Origin of the sequence: Pantoea vagans, from assembly GCF_001506165.1 — a bacterium.
GTDB classification, from domain to species: domain Bacteria; phylum Pseudomonadota; class Gammaproteobacteria; order Enterobacterales; family Enterobacteriaceae; genus Pantoea; species Pantoea vagans_C.
In genome coordinates this window covers 2106131-2124726 of the sequence record NZ_CP011427.1, presented here as the reverse complement: position 1 = coordinate 2124726, position 18596 = coordinate 2106131, and the positions used below count along the sequence as shown (strand labels likewise).

Below are 18596 nucleotides of genomic sequence, written 5' to 3'. Positions count from 1 at the left end.
ATGTTGTCATCCATCAGATCTGCCTGTTATTGGTCTGCATGAGAATTATTGCCGGGGCGGAATATTTTCCATCCAAATTGAAGATCAGTTCTCAGATTTTCATCTCATTCCACTACAAACTGAGTGAACTCTTGAGCGCTATTGCCCAGTCCAAAACTGCGCAGTTCCTGAAGAATTTCTTGTCTTTTTTCGGGTGGCAATTTAGCAATTATCAGACCAATAACCATCTTTAGTTGAACAATTTCAACCTGTGCATCGTCCATATCATCCAGGATGCATTCAAGTTGTATGCGTTTATTGATCGCTGGCATGGTTTCTACTCATTAATTATTCGTTAGATACAAAATACCTTGATCAGCAAGTTTTGAGCAACCCAACGTCAAGGCTTTTGCACCATCCTGCGACTACGCGGTACAAGTATTTATCACAGCATGTCCTGGGACTAATGGGCACAACCTATAGCCTCATCGAACAATTACAGCGCCCCCAAGTCATAGCTGCAATCAGGGGATAATAACCCCAAGCTAAAAGTGACTGACCCGCCTCGAGCGGGTTTTTTATTGCCCGGAGATCGTGATGTCAGAAAAAGTCGGAGACATTTACTACGAGGTTGGCGCTGATATTGCCCCGCTTCTGCAGGGATCATCACAGGCCAACGCCGCGCTTGATGCCATGGGAAAAGGTGCTGACAAAGCATCAGGTAACATGGATGGGCTTGAGCGTTCCGCATCAAAAACCGGCAAAGCCGTGGCCCGCGCCGCTGACGATGCCAGCCAAGCGGCGAAGATTATGGAGCGCCTAGGTAATGAAATCGCGGTGCTAGAAGAGGCCAGCCAGAATGGAGCGCGCAGCGCCACTGTCCTGGCTGCACAATTGATAGCAGCAGGTGATGCATCTGAAGCGCAGACAAAAGAAATTGGTAATCTTGCCGGTAAGCTTTTCGACGTTAAAGAAGCAGCTGCAGAGTCAGCGAAGTCAGTTGCTGCAAATACGGCGGCAATGCAGCGCGCTCAGTCAGCCATAGCATCACTGGAAAGCGACGTATCGGTGTTTAGCACTGAGATGGAGTCAGGATCACGTAGCGCGGCTATCCTTGCAGCACAGTTAAAAGCGGGCGAAGGCGCAACGCAGGACCAAAAGAATCGCATTAGCGAACTAACCGGCAAGCTTTACGACATGAAGGCAGCCCAGGATGCGTCAGCGCGCGCCACTATGCTCGCATCCAAGCAGGCGGCACAGCAGGCTAATGATGCGGCAAAACTACGCTCTCTTTCTTCCAGCCTGACTCAGCAGATCGCTATTCTCACTGAAGAACAAAAGAATGGTGCACGAAGCGCGGCGATGCTGGCGGCACGTTTACAGGCCGGTTCCACAGCTACAGCGACACAGCGTAAAGAAATCGGGGAGTTGGCCGGAAAACTTTATGACCTGAAGCAGGCCCAAGACCAAGCTAATGTTGTTCAGCAGAAATCTACCGGCATTATGGGCGGGCTGAAAACCGGGCTGACAGCAATAGCGTCTGCTATCGCTATCTCTCAGTTGATTCAGTACGGCAAACAGTTCCTTGAAATTGCAGACACAATGACGCAGCTGCAGGCGCGCATTGATCGACTGTCTTCAAGCGCGAAAGAGGGCGCAGAGACGTTTCAGGCGCTTTCAGCTATCGCGTCTGCATCAGGTTCCAGTCTGAAGGACACAGAGAAGCTTTGGGAAACACTTACCTCATCCCTGAAGAGCGCTGGAGCAAGCAACGCGCAGATCCTCACACTGACAGATACCCTTCAGAAAATTGGGCGCATTGGTGGCTCATCTACTGAAGAGATGGCTAACGCTTTACGCCAGTTTGGGCAGTCAATTGCAGGCGGAACGGTACGCGCGGAGGAATTTAACTCCATCATCGAGCAGATGCCTGAGTTAGCGCGCCAGATGGCGGCAGGCCTTGGCATTTCAGTTGGTGAGCTGCGCAAACGCATGCTTGAGGGCAAGTTATCAGCAGAGGATGCGCTGAATGCCATCATTACGCAGACAGGTTTGGTAAATCAGGAGTTCTCAAAGCTACCGCGCACCGTGGATCAGGCAACAAACAGCCTGACGATTTCATTCCAGGAGTTAGTGAAGCAGATAAATGACACCACTGGCGCAAGCACCGGAATGGTTCATGTTATCGACTCCATAACTGCGGCAATCGACAGGCTTGCTGGAAAGGTTCCAAGCGCGACCCAGCAGATTTCAGACCTGAACAGCACGGCTGACATGTTTGCCCGCCGCGCCAGAACTTACTCGTTTCTTGGTCTCGATGGCTGGGCAGCACAGGCAGAGGGAATCAACGCAGTCAGTAATAAGGCTGCAGCGCTTGTAGGAGATTTGGCAGCAATCTCAAAAGCCAATGCTTCGGCAAGTAACCAACCGATAAAGATAGCTGGTGCAGGGGCCGCAGACGAACTAAGCAAACTTGAAAAGTCCACGAAGCGAAAACTGGAGTTATCCAGGTTAGAGGGCGAAGCACGCGCAAGACTGCAGGCGCAATATGATGCGGAAGATGCTGGTATCACAGACAGCAAGCGCATTAAGGCACTTCAAGACGAATATGCCGCGACAGAAAAGAATACCAGCGCGCGAAAATCCTCAGCAGCGGGAGGAAAAAAAGCTTCATCGCAGGCTGAATCAGATGCGCAAAAGTTGGAGGTACTTCGTCAGAAGTCTGATCAGGTTGCGGACTCAGCTAAAGAGCTTTCTCGTTCGCAAGCCATTCTCCAGGCACAACAATCCCTAAGCAAAAGCGCTACCGATGCTCAGATTCTTCAGGCAGGAGAGTATGCGGCCAAGATATGGGACCAGAATAACGCCCTCAAGCAACAGGCACAGATCAAACAGGGTCAAAACTTTGCAAATCAGGAGGTGGCAGCTGGTAAGGCATCAGTTAACCCGCTTACTGGCGAAGCTGTTGATCCTGTTGCTCAGATTGACCAGCAAGAACAGAAAAAACTCGCAGCACTCGCAAACTATCAAGCAATTGACCTTCAAAATGCTCAATTGTATGAAGATGCGAAAACTTCTATTCAGCAACAGGCTGCCAATGCTCGCGAGCAAATTGCGATAACTGAAAGGCAGACCTACCAACAGAACATGAGCAATTTGCTTGGCGCCACATCTGACTCTGTCGGTGCAGTCGCAGATGCCATTGGGCAGGCTGCCGGTAAGTCTAGCGCTGCTTACCAAGCCATGTTCGCCATAAGCAAAGGATTCGCAGTTGCTCAGGCAGCACTTAACTTACAAACCGCCATAGGCAATGCAATGGCGCTTCCATACCCTGCAAACATTCCCGCGATTGCTCAGGCAGTTGCAGCTGGGGGGCAGATGGTCAGCGCAATTAGCAGTATTTCCTACGGCGGCGGCCGAGAAAAAGGTGGGCCCGTTGACGGAAACAGCATCTACCGGGTAGGTGAAGGCGGTAAGCCTGAAATCTTCAAGGCCAGCAATGGAAACCAGTACATGATCCCCGGCGATAACGGGTCGGTGATCAGTAATAAGGATATTGGCGGCGGAAGTGATGGCGGCGGCGGTATTCAGCAGGAAGTGCATTTCCATATCCAGACGACCAACGGCATTGACGACGCAACAATGCAGAAGATGGCAGGCATGATGAAGCAGGTGGCGCTTTATCAAATCAAAGACCAAAGCACTCGCCCGGGTGGCATGCTTCAATCCCGCAAGAAATAGGACATCCCATGCCAAAAACTTTCACATGGAGCCCGCAATCGGGCTTTACGGGCGAAGACACGCCTGATGTCACAGTCGTGAAGTTGGGCGATCGTTACGAACAGCGACAGGTAAATGGTATCAATCCGCTCATGGGTAAATACCCGCTGACCTTCATTGGCTATGACGATGACAAGTGCTCACGGCCAAACTTGGCAAAGGAAGTTCGAGCCTTCCTTGTCGCTCGCATGGCTGTTGAATCGTTCTACTGGACGCCACCTGATACCGGCATTCAGGGGCTGTATGTATGCCGATCCTGGTCGATGCAGAAGAACAAAGGTGTTTACACGCTAACCGGAACGTTTGAGCAGGTGCCGCGATGAGAGACATACCAGCAGAACTCATCATTGAAAGCGTTGATGCCGATGTCGGCGCGATGCTCGACCTGTTTGAAGTCGATCTGCAGTCGTTCGGCGGCGATGTTATCCGCTTTCACGCGGGCACAAACGGCTATTACAACGATGTCATCTGGCAGGGGCGCGCTTACTCGGCCTATCCGATCGACGTTGAAGGCTTCGAGGTTAAATCGGAGGGGACATATTCGCGCCCGACGATGAAGGTAGCGAACATCACCGGTCTGATTACCGGCATCAACCACGATTTCGATGATGCGCTGGGCGCCGTGGTGACGCGCCGGCAGGTACTGGTAAAGCATCTGGACGCAGTGAATTTCCCGAACGGTAATGCTGATGCAGATTCGACGATGGAAGCTGTCTCCCGCTATGTCATCGAAGAGATGGCAGAAGAGACGTTCGAGACTGTCACCTACAACCTCGCCACGCCAGTGGACTGTGATAACGCCATTATCCCGGCGCGCACCATCCTGGCTGACGTGTGCCAGTGGGTGTATCGCGGCGATGGCTGCGGCTATTCCGGCGGCGCGGTGGCCGATGAGAAGGACAATCCAACATCTGACCTGTCCCGCGATAAGTGCTCAAAGCACCGCAGCGGGTGCCGTTTACGATTCGCCAAACCCTCCGCGCTGCCATACGGCGGCTATCCCGGTTCTGCCAAGGTGTCCTGATGCTTGAATCTGAATGCCTGAACTATGTCGCCTCATCGGGTGACGAGGTTTGCGGGCTGATTATCAATGGCAATCGCCTGTGGCGATGTTGCAACTCGCATCCTGATCCGGCGAGCAATTTCCGGATCGATGACAGAGAGTGGCTGGAAGCAGAAGCGGCGGGAGAAATCACCGCCGTTTTTCATTCTCATCCTGAACCAAAGCTGGTGCTATCCGGCGCTGACCGTGTAGCGCAGTTGGCAACCGGGATTGATTGGTGGCTGGCGAGTAGCGGGCGGCTGCGTAAGTTTCGCCCGGTGCCGCATCTGCTTGGTCGCCGGTTCGTGCACGGTGAAACGGACTGCTACACGCTGTTCCGCGATGCCTATCACCTCTGCGGCATTGACCTTCCGGACTTCGAGCGAACCAACGGTTGGTGGGTACGCGGTGAAAATCTCTATCTGAAAAACATCGCGGCCAACGGATTTCATCAGGTTGGCTTCGACGCCATTCAGCCAGGCGATGTAATCATCCGGCGCGCATTCCCTGAATGCGACCCGTGCCACGCAATGATCTGGCTGGGTGACAACATCATTCTCCACCACGAAGTTCACGGCAAGCTCAGCCGCCGCGAGCCGCTGCGACAGATTCACGTCCCTCTAATTCACTCCATCTGGAGACACGAAAAATGCTCACTTTTGGATTTGCGGGGAATTTACGACGACATTTCCGCCAGATCACAATGAACGTCGACACGCCAGCACAAGGGTTACGCCTTCTGCTGGCGCAGTGTCCCGCATTCAAACGCGATTTCTACAACACCCGGATCCGCATGCGCATCGATGGCAGCGACGTCTGCGGCGACAACCTCGAATTTCACATGAACCGCCACGTTAAAGACGGTGCACGCGTGCTTATCGTTCCCGTGGTGGAGGGTTCAATTTCGGCTGTGGCCGCAGCATGGATCATGGTTGCCGTGGCGGTTGCCTCAGTGGCGTATTCGCTCTACATGACCTCGCATATGAAGACGAAGACATCAGCGGATCAGGACGCCAACTCCATCACGAATAACTCATTCACCAGCGCGGAAAACCGCATCGGACAGGGGCGGCCGGTGCCGCTACTTCTCGGTGAAATGGTGGTTGGCTCAAATGTTATCAGCCTGGGTATCGATACCACGAACAATCAGGACTGGAATATCTCTATCAGCTAAGGTGACAGCATGGGCTCAGGCGGCGGTGGTGGCAGCACTCCGAAACTAATCGACGACAACCTCAAATCAAAGCAATTCCTCCGCGTTCTCGACCTCATCAGTGAAGGTCCAATATACGGACCCGTAGATCAAAGTCACCTCTCATCATTCATGCTGAACAAAACGCCTGTGACAGATTCTGCAGGTAACGCGACTATCAACGGCGTGAGCGTGGCATGGCGGCCGGGAACTGCAACACAGATACCGATCAACGGTTTCAACTCCATTGAAGCGACAACGGTGGTCAATACCGATGTGACTCAGGGAACGCCGCTGGTGCGTACAGTTACCGACACCGATGTTGACCGCGTGCGCATGAACATTGGTGTATCTGGTCTGGTTCAGCAGGATACGAAGGGAAACCAGCTGGAGACGGCTGTCACCATGGTAATCGAAACCCGTGTTGGTAACGGTGCCTGGCAGACACAGAAGACGGTGACAATCAGCGGAAAGCAGTCAGGAGAATATCTTGAAGCGCACCTGTTTGATGCGCCAGAGACTAAGCCCTTTGATATTCGCCTGCGCCGCGTCACCGCCGACAGCAGCAGCGACCTGTTGAACAACGGCACGGTATGGAACAGCTTTACCGAAATCACCGATGACAATCTGTCATACCCATATGCGGCCGTTGCTGGATGCGTGGTTGACCGTGACCAGTACACCGACACGCCAACGCGCACGTACCACCTGCGCGGCCTGATTGTCGATGTGCCGGATAACTACGACCCGATCGCCCGCACTCATACCGGAATCTGGCTTGGTGGATTTAAGTCAGCCTGGACGAACAACCCGGCATGGATATTCCGCGCGCTGGTGAAGAACAACCGCTACGGTCTGGCGCGCCGCGCTGGCTATGTCGATGTGGATGACGGCAGCCTGTACATTCTCTCACAATTCTGCGATCAGCTCGTTGATGACGGTTACGGCGGGCAGGAGCCTCGTTTCACGCTAAACGCCTACATCACTGAGCAGAAGAGCGCCCGCGACCTGTTGGATGACATTGCCGGTATGTTCCGTGGCATCGCGCTGTGGGACGGCATGCGCTTCTCTGTGATGTTGGACAACCCGCAAGACCCTGTCGCTTCCATCACCAATGCCAACGTGGTAGACGGCCTGTTTACCTACAGTTCGATGAAGCGCTCAGAACGTTACAACGCGGTGGTGGTTTCCTGGACTGACCCGAACAACGGCTGGGAACAGGTTAAGGAATACGTCTCCGACGACGAGATGATCGACCGCTACGGCTACAACGAAACCACGATGGAGGCTTTCGGTTGCACTTCTCGCGGGCAGGCTTACCGCACCGGAAAATGGATGCTGGAGACTGCCAAGCGAGAGACCAAGAAGATCACCTTCAAAATGGCGCGTGAAGCGATCCGCTTCATTCCCGGAGATATCATTGAGGTGATGGATAACAACTATGCGGCCACGCGCTTGGGCGGTCGAATCATCTCTCACGCCGCCAAAACCATCACTGTGGATGCTGATGTTTCAACGTTAGCCGGCGGCGGTGATTCAATGTCGCTAATGGGCTCTAACGGGAGATTTGTTAAGTACGAGATTGCCAGTGTTGCGGGGCGCGTGATTACGCTAAAAACGGCTCCCTCTTGGGTACGAGACGGCACTGTATTCGTGATCAGCACTGGTGAAGTGGCGCCGCGTCTGTTCCGCATCATGGGTATTTCAGAAGACGATAACAACTCGGTCTACAGCATCTCTGCCACTCTGCACGACCCGAACAAGCAGGCGATTGTTGATGATGGCGCAGTATTCGAAATGCCAAACGATACCCTGAATGGCTATCGCGTGCCGAACATCGAAAACTTACGGATCATCAACACCAACACCGAAACTGTGCAGGTAACGGCAACGTGGGAAACGGCGACGCTAACCAAGAAAATCGTGTTCGAGCTTTATGTGTACAGCACAGAGGGCAAGGTTGTAGCGCAGTATGAAAGTGACCAGTTCCGCTATGACTTTTACGGGCTGGATGCTGGCAGTTACACGCTGGGCGTGCGCGGTCGTAATGAGAATGGCATGAAGGGTGCTGAGACACAGGTAAGTCTGGTGATCGGCGCGCCGGGTGCACCATCGTTCATTCAGTGGACGCCTGGAATCTTCTCCGCTGACATCGTTCCGGTGATGAATGTCACGGCGACTACCGACACATCATTCGAGTTCTGGTACACCGGAGAGGTACCGGCCAGCAGCATTGGCGCGGTAGATGATGAAGCACAGTTTCTCGGGCGCGCATCTCAGTGGACGCTGCATGGCTTAAAAGCCGACCATACGTATTACATGTATGTGCGCACCAAAAATGCATTTGGTGTATCACCATTCGTTCAGGTGTCAGGGCAGGCTTCATCTGACATTCCCGGCATGATTGAACTGATTGACGAAGGAATCCGTAACTCTGAGGCGTTCGAAAACCTCACCGGAAACATCAGCACCAATATTGAAGGCATGCTGCAGAACGCCCTCAATAACAACTCAATCGTTGACCATCAGTTCGCCATTAATGGTGAAGTTCGCGCTGACGTGATTGTAGTGAAAACAACTATCGCTACAGTATCTCTGGCAATGGCCGAGCTTGAAACCCAAGTACAGGCCCAGATGGGTGACCTTACTGCAGCTGTTAATGAGAAGCTTACAGCTGTTGTTCAGGACGATGGCACAGCCAAGGCATTCTATACGCTGCAGGTTGGCATCGAGCGTGACGACCAGTTCTACAGTTCGGGTATGGCGATCGGCATTGAGCCATCAGGTAGCACCTACAAATCCACCATTGCCTTCAATGCGGATCAGTTCGGTATCTATACCGGTAGTGAGGCGGGTAACTATCAGATGGCATTTGCCGCGGTTAACGGCCAGGTGTTCATCAATGATGCTTTCATAAATTACGCCGGAATTACGCTTGCGAAGATTGGCTCCTGGTATTCCGCCAACTATGTGGCGGGAATGATGGGAACAATTATGAAGTCTGATGGCTCTTTCGAGCTAAATGGACCCGTTTCCGGCCAAGGCCGGTTTGTCGTGGATAACCGGGGCGCGGCCTGGTATAACGCCAGCGGTCAGCTTGTTTGCTCAATGGGAGCCTCTCGCTAATGGCAAATGGATTCACTGCTTTTATTAACGGGACGTCATATGACGTCCTTAATAGCATGGGCTTTAACTTTATCGTCGATATTGTTTCTATAAGTGGTTCAGGCAGTAAATCTTACAGTTACCCTAACTTTACGCTCAGTGCTTCTCTCATAGGGGGAACATTATCAAGCGGAACAACACAAAAGACATCGGTAGTTTCCATGTCAGGCCAGACAGCGTCATGGTCTGGAATTGAAGGGCAGGTGAAAATGGTTGTCACAGCATCACCGACATCTATTTTAAATTACGCTGGATTTGTTCTTAATGACTACAGCACATCACCACCAAAATTTAAAATTGCACCTAACTTTACTCCTTTTAATTTGTGTCAGGTAGTTGACCTTACGCCTACATACGACCAGATTCTGCAAACCAATGTGCCTGCTGGTCAGCCATTTATAGCGTTCCACAGAAGCATATCCTCTTCAGGTTTTGACCATGTTATGTGGACTGAAACAACTCAAAATGGATTCGTGGCACTTCAGTTCAGGTCAAACCTAGGCGGTTCATTACCTATGACCGCTACGCGGATTTATGTTTTCTCCAAAGTAATGGTGAATATACCTCAGTCTGGCTTTTTCATGTATGACAACGGAACAATAGTCTGGCACCAAAACTGCCTCCCATTAGCGATGTCAGTTGGCGGGGTGAGCTCCTATTCAGTTCCTATGGCAATCACAAGTGGTCCTTCTGTACTGGTCAGTATCCCTGCCGATCCCGGTTACCCAGAAGTTGGCTATACGCGTTACAACTTATACAGCGCAGGCTTTCAGTCGAATGGATTGTATTCTGCTGATGGGACGGATTTGTACAGACAATCAAACTATCAGGTTCCGGCAGGAAACAGCCCTCCGCCCGGAATGGGCATTGGGCCGCCGGGGGTCATACAGACAGCTATCTATGACACTTATTACAGGCAGGCATTAGGGGTTTAATTTGTCGCATTCTGAAGTGTCGACAAATTGCGACTTATCCGCCCATGTATGAAATGGATTTCCAGCAAGGTATTTACCGTTTTCAATTTTAAATACAGCAACGTCATATATGCGATTGGTGATTTTCGCTTTGTTAAAGCAGATTGGTGGCGTATTAGATGCGCAACCTGACAAAGCTAATAACGCTACAGAGATAGTGAATGTCATCTTCATATAAATACCTTCCTCTTTTGTATACAGCATGAAATCACCTCAGCCAGTTCGATTGAAGTGAATGATTTAGATCTTATCGATCGATTTATTTACTTGATTTGAGCAGAAATGAGTACATAGCCCGGCTTGAGCGCTGGGTTTTCTTATTGCCCGGAGGAAACGATGCCAGCAGGTACTATTACGCTCACCAGTGGTTCAACCGACGTTACTGGTACAGGCACTAACTTTGCTACAGAATTAAAAGTAAATGACCTAGTGGTCGCCGTTGTTGGTGGGGTGACTTATACACTTGGTGTCCAGGCTGTTGGTTCGGCTACAGCATTGACGCTAACCACTGCCTACGATGGACCAACTACTTCAGGATTAGCTTGGACGGCCCTTCCCAATGCAGCTCTCGTCGGAATCACGGCTCAGGTCGCGGCTGATGTGGCTAAGGCAATACGAGGATTTAACTTTGATAAGGTGAACTGGCAGAAGGTTTTCAGCAGCGATACTTCTGTCACCGTAACATTGCCAGACCTGACAAAGTTTACTGGTCCAAGCTGGGGTTATATTGCGGACCAATTTAATGGTTTTCAGTCCTCTCTAGACGAGAAAGCCAATAAAAGTGATCTTGGTAATTCGTCATCAAAGGATGTTGGGACAGCCTCTGGTACTGTGGCTGCAGGCGATGATTCTAGAATAACGGGGGCGCTTCAGAAATCCGGTGGCACTATATCTGGAGCTCTCGCCATGGGTGGTAACAACATTACAGGCTTAGGTTCATTATCATTCGCTACAGCAGCCTTACTGAACTCAACATTGAGTAACATGGGCTTCACATCACCGGCCACAAACCGATTCGTTGTTGCAACAAGCACTCGAAATTATATAGTTCTCGTTCACTCAGCTGTTGTTACATTGAACACTTCTGGCGAAACGACTATTACTTATCCAGCTGCGTTCCCAACGGCTTGTATGGTGTGTATCCCGGTGCTTGGGGACAGTACGGGTGCAACAAGTTGCTGGATAATAAACTACTCGACCACTCGTAATACAAGCTTTGACATTCACGTTAAAGATCAGGTTAGTAGTGCTTGTCGTATAAACTTTATTGCAATTGGATATTGAAAATGGCAGAAGCGAAGGAATTTAACGAGAGCAATGCAGAATCTGAGTTTGTCGAAATGTATTATTTCAGCATCGAAAAAGGCGGTTTTTATTTGGCTTCCGCAATGGATACATACCTAGAAAAACCTGATGATTTGGTTGAAATGAACATCGAAGAGTACCGAAATTTTTGGAATTGCCCTGCTGGATATTATCAGATTTTTGACGAAAAGGGACCTCGGCTTGAGCTAATACCTCCTCCTGATTATCAGGCGATTGCCACGTCTGAACGGAAGAGCTTACTTGATGAAGCCACTCAAGCCATCACTGTATGGCAGACCAAGCTTTTGATGGGCCGCAAACTTAGCGATGCTGAGACTGAATCACTTAATGCATGGATGGATTACATTGACGTTCTGAACGATACCAACATCAGTGATGCACCTAATATTCAGTGGCCGATAAAGCCAACTGCGTAAAAAAGCCCCGGCGACGGGGCAGATATGTACCGCGCCCGTCTTAAAGCAGACTACGGGGTGGGTGATCAAAGGTTAGTCGCTCACTCCAATCCTCTCCACTTAAAATTCTTTACCGCCGTCCTTTACATGCAACACGTATAAAAAAGCCCGCTCAGCGGCGGGCAAAGTGTTTCATGGCAGGGTTAACCTGCAAACTCGTACGCTAACGCGCAACATCCTGTATGCGTGTAGCTCTATTAGGCTAAAACTGTGTGAAGTGCAGTGATGTGGGAATGGTCTTACAAAAGTGAGGTTAGGATTGTTCTGTGCTGGAGCATAAAAAAGCCCGGCACAGTGGCCGGGCACTGACTAACTCTGTGGTTGACCAGCCGGGCCTTTGCCCAGCGGGCCGCCAGGTACTGATTCGCCGCTTGGTGCATGTGGTCGACCATCATGGCCTACAGCAGGGCTTTCATGATGGCATCCTGCCAGCGTCACAAGGCCTGTAATAATGATTAATCCGCTTAAAAACTTCTTCATAATTTCCCCAGTCCATGAAAGCAACGGTATGTTGCTAATAAAGCTTAGGTTTCCAAAATGATTTGTCAAAACGGAGCAATTAAAAAAAATAAATCTCGTTATGCGCCAAAGGCTTTACGAAAACCTCACCTTAACGATCTTGAAAGACTCCTTTTTACAAATAATACTGTATGCACATACAGTCCTATTGAATGGTAATGACAATGCCTCGTGACTATGAAATCAAGATGGCTTTCAGGCAGGCGCTTAAACGTGATGTAGAGGGCCGTTTAACAATAAGTACAGTCGACTTTGTTGCAGTGCTTAAACGTTACAAATGGGAGTATTCCCTGAGTGAAGCAAATAAGTGGATTGAAACCAACACAACGACGTTCCGCGACATTTCCCCTAGAAACGGTGAAGAGCGCGTGTTTCAGGTTTTCAATCCCAATGGTGGGATGTGATTTTCGCGCCGGTTGATGTGGACTCGTGCTATGTCTTCAGCGCATCGTTCATCCGGCGCTATACGAAAGCAGGCGCAATGCTCGGCGACTTTTAGCCAAGGCATTTCACAGCTCAATCTCTTAGACGACCACAAACCACAAGCCAGAAGTTTGGCGTTTAGTAGACGGCCTTAAGCAGAGCGGGAAGGGGGAAATATGGTTCGCAGGGCAGAGTACTCAGAAAGCGTGGGCAATGAAGAGGGAAATGTTGTCCCCGGCTTACACTACTCGATATTCGGATCTGCCGGTTGCGAGGTGACTCTCCCGGTTCAGAAATTGATGACAACCAGCAGTACCTGTTACCTGGTGGAGTGGAATGGGCGAAGTTGCATCGTAGACGAGAAGCGGCGACCGCAGAATGGTGACGCTGTTCTGCTGGACCTCTCAGGAAATTACGAATGGGGGCATGCCTTTCTACATCCCAGTCGTATTATCACCGATGACGGACTGACTCTGGATGATGATCAACTCGAGGATGTGGCCGTGGTAGGAGTGGTAACGCACGAGGTTACCGCAATACACGAACAGGATGGGTCACCAATTTAATGCCTAAAAATAAAAAGCCCGGGAAACATCAGTCACCCGGGCGGCATCAGTTTATGCCAAACATTTCCATTAAGAGTAAGAGCATGACCTCAACTACGGGGAAGCAGTCAGGACTTAAGAATATTAGTATGCCTTTTATTTTTTGCTGATGAGACCAATCAAAAATTCACTCTTTACAGGATGATATAGAATGATTAAGACAATTCTCATTCTCGGAGTGCGCCATGAAGGATGCAAAGTATTTTGAAAATCTTCACTCACGTGTAATTGGGGTATTAGGCGGGGCCCTCATGTGCATTCTTGAAGAGCAAAAAGAGCTTACTAAGGATTCTCTGACAGAAGTTGTAAAGCAAAATTTTGAAGGAGATGACTACCACTTAGCTGTAGATGTTGTCTTGGACTTGCTGCGTCAGCACAACCGTTGAATCACTTCTGTGCAAAAAAGGCCCGGAGCAAAGTAATCCGGGCGGCAAATATTATGCCTGCAACTGATGTCATACCGTTTGGAACGGGACAGTGTAAAAATAGCATGAGGCTTTTAATTTGCTAGGATGCCTATAAAAAAAAGCACAGGGTGCCTTGAGTTCACCCTGTGCGGAGAGTTCAGCGTAATCTTTTATAGTTCTTATTGGCCTGCTGTGATGGGGTCGGTCATCACAGCATGGGACTCCAGTGTGCTTGCATCAGAAACACAACAACTACTAGCAAAATCGTAGTAATACCTGGCAGCAAAAGATATCGCATTCTCGCCTCCACGTTTCCGACTGTACCAGTTTAAATCTAGTCTACTTACACAAAAAAAGCCCGCGATCCTAGTGAGATTAAGCGCGGGCAACCTTTGGGGGGAAACTATCGTACCTTCTGGTTTGTATTCATCATGCTCTTTCCTACGTTGATTATTGTGATCTGAGCCGCTTAGACGAAAAAAACCCGCTTCCAAAATGGAGCGGGCGTTAAATTGGAGTTTGTAACGTACAACATCACATCACTAATGTTGAATGGAAAATGTAACACTCTTACAACAAAATTTGGTTCGTTAAATTATCTGATTACAGTGTAATAGTCTGAAAATTAGGAACAAAAATTAACCTTTGTAAGTAAAGTGTTAATTCTGGAATGTAATTAGAAATATTAGGAAGGCTGAAGTCAATTAATCTCCGGTAAGCCTGAATACAGGTGTAACCGTTTTTGGCACAAAAAAAGCCCGGAGCAATGGAGTCCGGGCGGCAATAATTAAATGCCTGACATATCAATGGAGTGTTGGTAGTTCCGAGGAGAACTGGAACGCCTTTATGATAACGATCGTCCTTGGATAATCCAGTCTTTAAACACAAAAAAACCCGCACAGAGGCGGGTAAAAATTCGTTCAATGAGAAATTCTCTTTTCGTACGCATAACGGTTGCTGTGTGTATATGAATACGTCGCTATTATAGCAATAGTTTCTTGAACGTTCCGAAAAGTTCCATGATAAGAATTTGCTGAGATGATTAGGGGATTTGGTGCCGTTTCGGAAGTGATAGTTACAAAAATAAAAAGCCCGTCACAGATGGCCTACGGGCTGCACAAAAGGTGCGAATCATGATCAATCGGAGTTTGTCGTTAGTACAGGTAAGTAGAAGCGACACCCTAATTTTAGGATGGCATCAATTAATAGCTAGCGAAGCGGCGAGCATTTTTAATCGGTATCAAGTTCTGAGGGTGAGTGATGAAAGTGAAAGATGTTCTGAATGTGTGAATGCTGACGATGTACAAGGACTCAAGGCACACCACCCCAAAGTAAATAAAAAGCCCGGATGAGTCCGGTCATCCGGGCCAGACACAATACTGTGTCTAACATTTCCAATGAGCTAGTGGTCAACATCAAAAGAAATCGAAGTGACAATTAGATATTAGGATGGTCCTAAACAAAATCTAGCGAAGCGGCAGAGGTTTTTTAGCTTTATGGTAAGAGCGGGACGAACATTTGAGTGGGGCATGTATGGGGCAAAAAATTACCGCAAAACGATGTTACTACGTGCTATGTAGTGAATCATTTTGCGGTAAGGCTCTGACAAAAACCGTGATACGTTGCGACTTCAGTCGACTTCCGTTTCCTAATCCCCTCTCTCCAGATAAACAGATACTGCAGCAGTGGCTGATCGAGCATCGGGATCAGCGTCAGCACATCATGGCTGCTGAGTGAGCTGCCTATTCCCAGCAGGATGCCGCAGAACGACAGCAGGGCAACAGGCAACATAAAGGTTTTACCCAGACTCTGGAAAAATTCCCAAAGTGACATTTTGGGTCGGCTGGCGGACATAGTCTCTCCTGGCAAAAAGGGGGTAAGTAATCAATTAGGTAAACAATGATAAAACGTTTTACCATGCGTTTTCGTGTTTATAGTCACAAAGCATGACTAATGCTGGGCTTTATTTTTCCAGAAATCAGTGTAACGTTTTACCTCTTTGTTTCTTCATCAGTTGTTGGAAACGGAACGCGATGTCCCAGCAAAAAACCACTATCCACGATGTCGCACAGGCTGCCGGGGTATCGGTCTCTACTGTCTCTCTGGTGCTCTCAGGTAAAGGGCGCATCTCGTCGGCGACGGCGGAGCGGGTGAACCAGGCGATTGAGCAACTCGGCTATGTGCGTAACCGTTCAGCGTCGATTTTGCGCGGTGGGGAGAGCGGGGTGATTGGCCTGATCGTACGCGATCTCAGCCAACCCTTTTATGCCGCGATGACCGCCGGTCTGAGTGAGGTCCTTGAGGCGCAGGGTAAAGTGTTAGTGCTGACGCAAAGTGGTCAGCACGGGCAAAATCTGCAGCGCTGTTTCGATTCCCTGGCGGCGCAGGGTGCCGATGGCATTGTGCTTGGCGGCGCGGTGGCGCAGGCGGAGACGTTAATTGTGCAGGCACGGGAGCAGAACATTGCTTTGATCTGCGCGGCCCGTGCCAGCAGCCTGGATAAGGTGGATTCACTGCGTCCGGACAACAGCCAGGCTGCACGTATCGCGACTGAATATCTGATTCGTCAGGGCCATCAGCGCATCGCGTGGGTGGGGGGATTGGGTTCATCCTTAACCCGCGCCGAGAGGATTGGCGGCTATTGTGCCACCTTAGTGCAATACGGATTGCCGTTTCGTGCCGACTGGATCATCGAGTGTGACGAACGCCAACAGAGTGTCTCGACGTTGACACAGGACCTGCTGCATCACCATCCGCGCATCACTGCCATCATTGCCCATAATGCCAGCACCACGCTTGGTTGCTATTTTGGCGCGTTGCACAGTGGTCGCTCGTTGGGGGAAGACGCGGTCGACAGTTATTTCACGCAAAAGATGGCGCTGGTGGGCTTCAATGATGATCCGCAACGCGAATCCTGTGATGCCTCTTTAACCTTTGTCAGTAGCGAGGCGAGGGAAGTCGGCCGTCGTGCGGCTGAACGAATATTGCAGCGCTTGTTGCATCCGGAAGAGGACGTGCAAACTTTGATTGTGCCGCCGCTGTTAGTGCGCGGAGGGTGAGGCGGCGAAATTGATGGTGAAGTGACTGTCACTTAATCGCATGAGGGTCACCATTGATGGTGACCCTTCGACGATCGTGCGCGTTTTTCGTCAGGTGCGCATTCATGCGCACCTGGAAAGCGCATCTTACTCCGGCATGCCTTCACTGGTCTGTGCGCCCAGCATATAGCGTGACAGGAACTGCTCCAGCGACATCTTGTCACCGTTCATCGTCACCTGGCCGTTGCCATACTGCAGGCTGGTGGTGATGTTGTCATCCTGCTGCTGTGTCAGACGGAACATCTGTCCCATTGCCGCGAGCCCTTTCACCTGCTGATCCGCCAGTTTCTGCGCATCATCACCCTGATAACCTTCTGCCAGGCCGACATGGCGCATGGTTTCGGTTGCCATTGGCATATTGATGTTCAGTTTGCCATCCAGCGATTTCAATACGCGGTCAACGGCGGCACCGAGGTTCTGGGCCTCACCGGTCACAGTGGCTGGATCGTTGAAACCGACAGTGAGGTTGAAGGTGCTTTCCCCTTTGTCATTTTTCCAGCTCAGTGGCGCAATGCTGATATTTGGCGAGCCTTTTAACAGGGTCGGCAGGTTCGCTTTCAGTATGTTTTGTACACTGGCCTGATAGCGCACCGGATCTTCCGTCACGCCAGGCTGATTCAGTAATGCCTGCATCTGCGCGTTGTAGTTATCCGAGAAGGTTTTCACTGCCTGCGCGTCAAACTGCGAAAACTTCATCGCCAGTTTCGCTTCGCCAAACGGCTGTTTTTGCAGGCTGATGTTGCCGACATTCACATCCAGATTGCCGCCGATCTTGCCGTCTTTGTTATCAAAGGATGACTTGGTATCCAGCTTCTCCAGTGACAAACCTTCCTGGCCGTTGATGCTGGCGTTGAGTTTATCCAGACTGATGGACTGATCGCCGACGCGCACACCTTCCGGGCTAAGATGGGTATCGCCATTCAACTTCAGGCCGTTGAGGGTGAACAGGACCGGCTGCTCAACCTGATTTTTGCTGGTGACGGCAATGCTGGAGAAGTCGCCATTCAGGCTGACTTTGTCACCTTTGCTGTCTGCACTGATCTCCAGCGTGCCGCCATTGGTGGCAAGGCGATCGCCAGTCTGCGCGTTGTTGTAGTCTACGGCCAGCAAATCCAGCGCGGTATCCGTTGCGCCGCTGTAGCCGACACGCGTATCGGCGGTGACCAGTGATTTGCCGTTAGTCAGTTCAAACAGTTTCTTCACTGCATCGGTGTTTTCCAGCTCGGTATGAACCGATGCCATGCTGGGGATCAGGCTGCCACGCTTCAGTTGGGCAAACGGGAAGGGGCCGTGATCGATGGTTTCATTCAGCACGATGCTTTGACCCGGCTTCAGCAGCGGATTATCTTCCGTTTGCGAGCTGGCCTGAATCACCAGCTTGGTTTTGCTGCTAAAGACACCGCGTTGATAGTCCTGATAGCTGAGCGTCAGGCGGCTGTTCGGTGCATAGGCATTCAACTGCGTAATGGCGTTTTGTAACATCTGATCCATGTGGCTTTCCAACTGCTTGCCGGTAAACCAGGAAGCACCTGTCCAGATCACGCCGAGCGCTACAATCACACCTACGGCTACCTTGGTCTTTTTCATCGCTGAGTCGTCCTTATCCTTGGGTCCGCACGCCGCTATGAGGG

Annotated in this window: 16 protein-coding genes and 2 pseudogenes; 14 read left to right on the top strand and 4 right to left on the bottom strand. The window is 50.4% G+C overall.

Annotation, left to right across the window (positions count from 1 at the left end; genetic code table 11):
• Nucleotides 1-104: 104 nt before the first annotated feature.
• Nucleotides 105-311, bottom strand: coding sequence for a hypothetical protein (locus LK04_RS09785; protein WP_039330924.1), 207 nt, complete (start codon nucleotides 309-311; stop codon nucleotides 105-107).
• A 265-nt stretch (nucleotides 312-576) separates the two neighbouring features.
• Here LK04_RS09785 and LK04_RS09780 point away from each other — a divergent pair, with 265 nt between their 5' ends.
• Genes LK04_RS09780 through LK04_RS20355 form a run of 7 tightly spaced genes read left to right on the top strand, consistent with a single transcriptional unit; the run spans nucleotide 577 to nucleotide 10093 of the window.
• A complete protein-coding gene (locus LK04_RS09780; RefSeq protein ID WP_052206037.1) occupies nucleotides 577-3720 on the top strand; it encodes a tape measure protein in 3144 nt (1047 codons plus the stop codon).
• An 8-nt stretch (nucleotides 3721-3728) separates the two neighbouring features.
• Nucleotides 3729-4082, top strand: coding sequence for a phage tail protein (locus LK04_RS09775; protein WP_039330922.1), 354 nt, complete (start codon nucleotides 3729-3731; stop codon nucleotides 4080-4082).
• A complete protein-coding gene (locus LK04_RS09770) occupies nucleotides 4079-4783 on the top strand; it encodes a phage minor tail protein L (RefSeq protein ID WP_039330920.1) in 705 nt (234 codons plus the stop codon). The genes LK04_RS09775 and LK04_RS09770 overlap by 4 nt, the downstream gene beginning before the upstream one ends.
• Nucleotides 4783-5508 (top strand): C40 family peptidase, encoded by a 726-nt coding sequence (locus tag LK04_RS09765; RefSeq protein WP_059109791.1) that lies wholly within the window; start codon nucleotides 4783-4785, stop codon nucleotides 5506-5508. Before LK04_RS09770 ends, LK04_RS09765 begins: the two co-directional genes overlap by 1 nt.
• Nucleotides 5451-5975, top strand: coding sequence for a tail assembly protein (locus LK04_RS09760; RefSeq protein WP_039333588.1), 525 nt, complete (start codon nucleotides 5451-5453; stop codon nucleotides 5973-5975). The genes LK04_RS09765 and LK04_RS09760 overlap by 58 nt, the downstream gene beginning before the upstream one ends.
• 9 nt (nucleotides 5976-5984) lie before the next feature.
• The gene (locus LK04_RS09755; protein WP_052206122.1) at nucleotides 5985-9119 is read left to right on the top strand and encodes a host specificity protein J; all 3135 of its coding nucleotides are present in this window, start codon (nucleotides 5985-5987) and stop codon (nucleotides 9117-9119) included.
• Nucleotides 9119-10093 (top strand): hypothetical protein, encoded by a 975-nt coding sequence (locus LK04_RS20355; RefSeq protein WP_081998113.1) that lies wholly within the window; start codon nucleotides 9119-9121, stop codon nucleotides 10091-10093. The genes LK04_RS09755 and LK04_RS20355 overlap by 1 nt, the downstream gene beginning before the upstream one ends.
• Here the strand turns inward: LK04_RS20355 and LK04_RS20350 are convergent.
• Nucleotides 10082-10336, bottom strand: a complete 255-nt coding sequence (locus tag LK04_RS20350; RefSeq protein ID WP_231568878.1) for a hypothetical protein — start codon at nucleotides 10334-10336, stop codon at nucleotides 10082-10084. The genes LK04_RS20355 and LK04_RS20350 overlap by 12 nt on opposite strands.
• A gap of 132 nt (nucleotides 10337-10468) precedes the next feature.
• Here LK04_RS20350 and LK04_RS20760 point away from each other — a divergent pair, with 132 nt between their 5' ends.
• The 6 genes and pseudogenes from LK04_RS20760 (at nucleotide 10469) to LK04_RS09725 (ending at nucleotide 13846) form a co-directional block, all read left to right on the top strand.
• Nucleotides 10469-11416, top strand: coding sequence for a gp53-like domain-containing protein (locus tag LK04_RS20760; RefSeq protein ID WP_052206124.1), 948 nt, complete (start codon nucleotides 10469-10471; stop codon nucleotides 11414-11416).
• Nucleotides 11417-11418: 2 nt separating this feature from the next.
• On the top strand, nucleotides 11419-11874 hold the full coding sequence (locus LK04_RS09745) for a tail fiber assembly protein (RefSeq protein ID WP_231568879.1): 456 nt from the start codon (nucleotides 11419-11421) through the stop codon (nucleotides 11872-11874).
• A 305-nt stretch (nucleotides 11875-12179) separates the two neighbouring features.
• On the top strand, nucleotides 12180-12362 hold the full coding sequence (locus tag LK04_RS20655; RefSeq protein ID WP_039333590.1) for a hypothetical protein: 183 nt from the start codon (nucleotides 12180-12182) through the stop codon (nucleotides 12360-12362).
• 234 nt (nucleotides 12363-12596) lie between these two features.
• Nucleotides 12597-12836 carry a hypothetical protein gene (locus LK04_RS09735; RefSeq protein ID WP_039333606.1) on the top strand — a complete coding sequence of 80 codons (240 nt, stop codon included), beginning with the start codon at nucleotides 12597-12599 and terminating at the stop codon, nucleotides 12834-12836.
• Between the two features lie 56 nt (nucleotides 12837-12892).
• Nucleotides 12893-13134 (top strand): annotated as a pseudogene (locus LK04_RS20340) (DUF4113 domain-containing protein); the annotation flags it as partial.
• A gap of 511 nt (nucleotides 13135-13645) precedes the next feature.
• Complete coding sequence (locus LK04_RS09725; RefSeq protein WP_039333592.1) at nucleotides 13646-13846, top strand: hypothetical protein; 201 nt, start codon at nucleotides 13646-13648, stop codon at nucleotides 13844-13846.
• Between the two features lie 1671 nt (nucleotides 13847-15517).
• Here the strand turns inward: LK04_RS09725 and LK04_RS09720 are convergent.
• A pseudogene (locus tag LK04_RS09720) lies at nucleotides 15518-15721 on the bottom strand (PTS sugar transporter subunit IIBC); the annotation flags it as partial.
• A 179-nt stretch (nucleotides 15722-15900) separates the two neighbouring features.
• Here LK04_RS09720 and malI point away from each other — a divergent pair.
• Nucleotides 15901-16926, top strand: a complete 1026-nt coding sequence (malI, locus tag LK04_RS09715) for a Mal regulon transcriptional regulator MalI (RefSeq protein WP_039333594.1) — start codon at nucleotides 15901-15903, stop codon at nucleotides 16924-16926.
• A gap of 126 nt (nucleotides 16927-17052) precedes the next feature.
• On the opposite strand, the gene LK04_RS09710 is transcribed toward malI, so the two are convergent.
• Nucleotides 17053-18552: a YdgA family protein gene (locus LK04_RS09710; protein ID WP_039333595.1), complete on the bottom strand. Its 1500-nt coding sequence runs from the start codon at nucleotides 18550-18552 to the stop codon at nucleotides 17053-17055.
• Nucleotides 18553-18596 lie beyond the last annotated feature (44 nt).

What these genes read in the sequence shown, in the direction of transcription:
- malI (WP_039333594.1), top strand. Translation starts at nt 15,901, where the DNA reads ATGTCCCAGCAAAAAACCACTATCCACGATGTCGCACAGGCTGCCGGG.
- LK04_RS09765 (WP_059109791.1), top strand. Translation starts at nt 4,783, where the DNA reads ATGCTTGAATCTGAATGCCTGAACTATGTCGCCTCATCGGGTGACGAG.
- LK04_RS09755 (WP_052206122.1), top strand. Translation starts at nt 5,985, where the DNA reads ATGGGCTCAGGCGGCGGTGGTGGCAGCACTCCGAAACTAATCGACGAC.
- LK04_RS09770 (WP_039330920.1), top strand. Translation starts at nt 4,079, where the DNA reads ATGAGAGACATACCAGCAGAACTCATCATTGAAAGCGTTGATGCCGAT.
- LK04_RS09785 (WP_039330924.1), bottom strand. Translation starts at nt 311, where the DNA reads ATGCCAGCGATCAATAAACGCATACAACTTGAATGCATCCTGGATGAT.
- LK04_RS20760 (WP_052206124.1), top strand. Translation starts at nt 10,469, where the DNA reads ATGCCAGCAGGTACTATTACGCTCACCAGTGGTTCAACCGACGTTACT.
- LK04_RS09775 (WP_039330922.1), top strand. Translation starts at nt 3,729, where the DNA reads ATGCCAAAAACTTTCACATGGAGCCCGCAATCGGGCTTTACGGGCGAA.
- LK04_RS20355 (WP_081998113.1), top strand. Translation starts at nt 9,119, where the DNA reads ATGGCAAATGGATTCACTGCTTTTATTAACGGGACGTCATATGACGTC.
- LK04_RS09725 (WP_039333592.1), top strand. Translation starts at nt 13,646, where the DNA reads ATGAAGGATGCAAAGTATTTTGAAAATCTTCACTCACGTGTAATTGGG.
- LK04_RS09735 (WP_039333606.1), top strand. Translation starts at nt 12,597, where the DNA reads ATGCCTCGTGACTATGAAATCAAGATGGCTTTCAGGCAGGCGCTTAAA.
- LK04_RS20350 (WP_231568878.1), bottom strand. Translation starts at nt 10,336, where the DNA reads ATGCTGTATACAAAAGAGGAAGGTATTTATATGAAGATGACATTCACT.
- LK04_RS09780 (WP_052206037.1), top strand. Translation starts at nt 577, where the DNA reads ATGTCAGAAAAAGTCGGAGACATTTACTACGAGGTTGGCGCTGATATT.
- LK04_RS09745 (WP_231568879.1), top strand. Translation starts at nt 11,419, where the DNA reads ATGGCAGAAGCGAAGGAATTTAACGAGAGCAATGCAGAATCTGAGTTT.
- LK04_RS09760 (WP_039333588.1), top strand. Translation starts at nt 5,451, where the DNA reads ATGCTCACTTTTGGATTTGCGGGGAATTTACGACGACATTTCCGCCAG.
- LK04_RS09710 (WP_039333595.1), bottom strand. Translation starts at nt 18,552, where the DNA reads ATGAAAAAGACCAAGGTAGCCGTAGGTGTGATTGTAGCGCTCGGCGTG.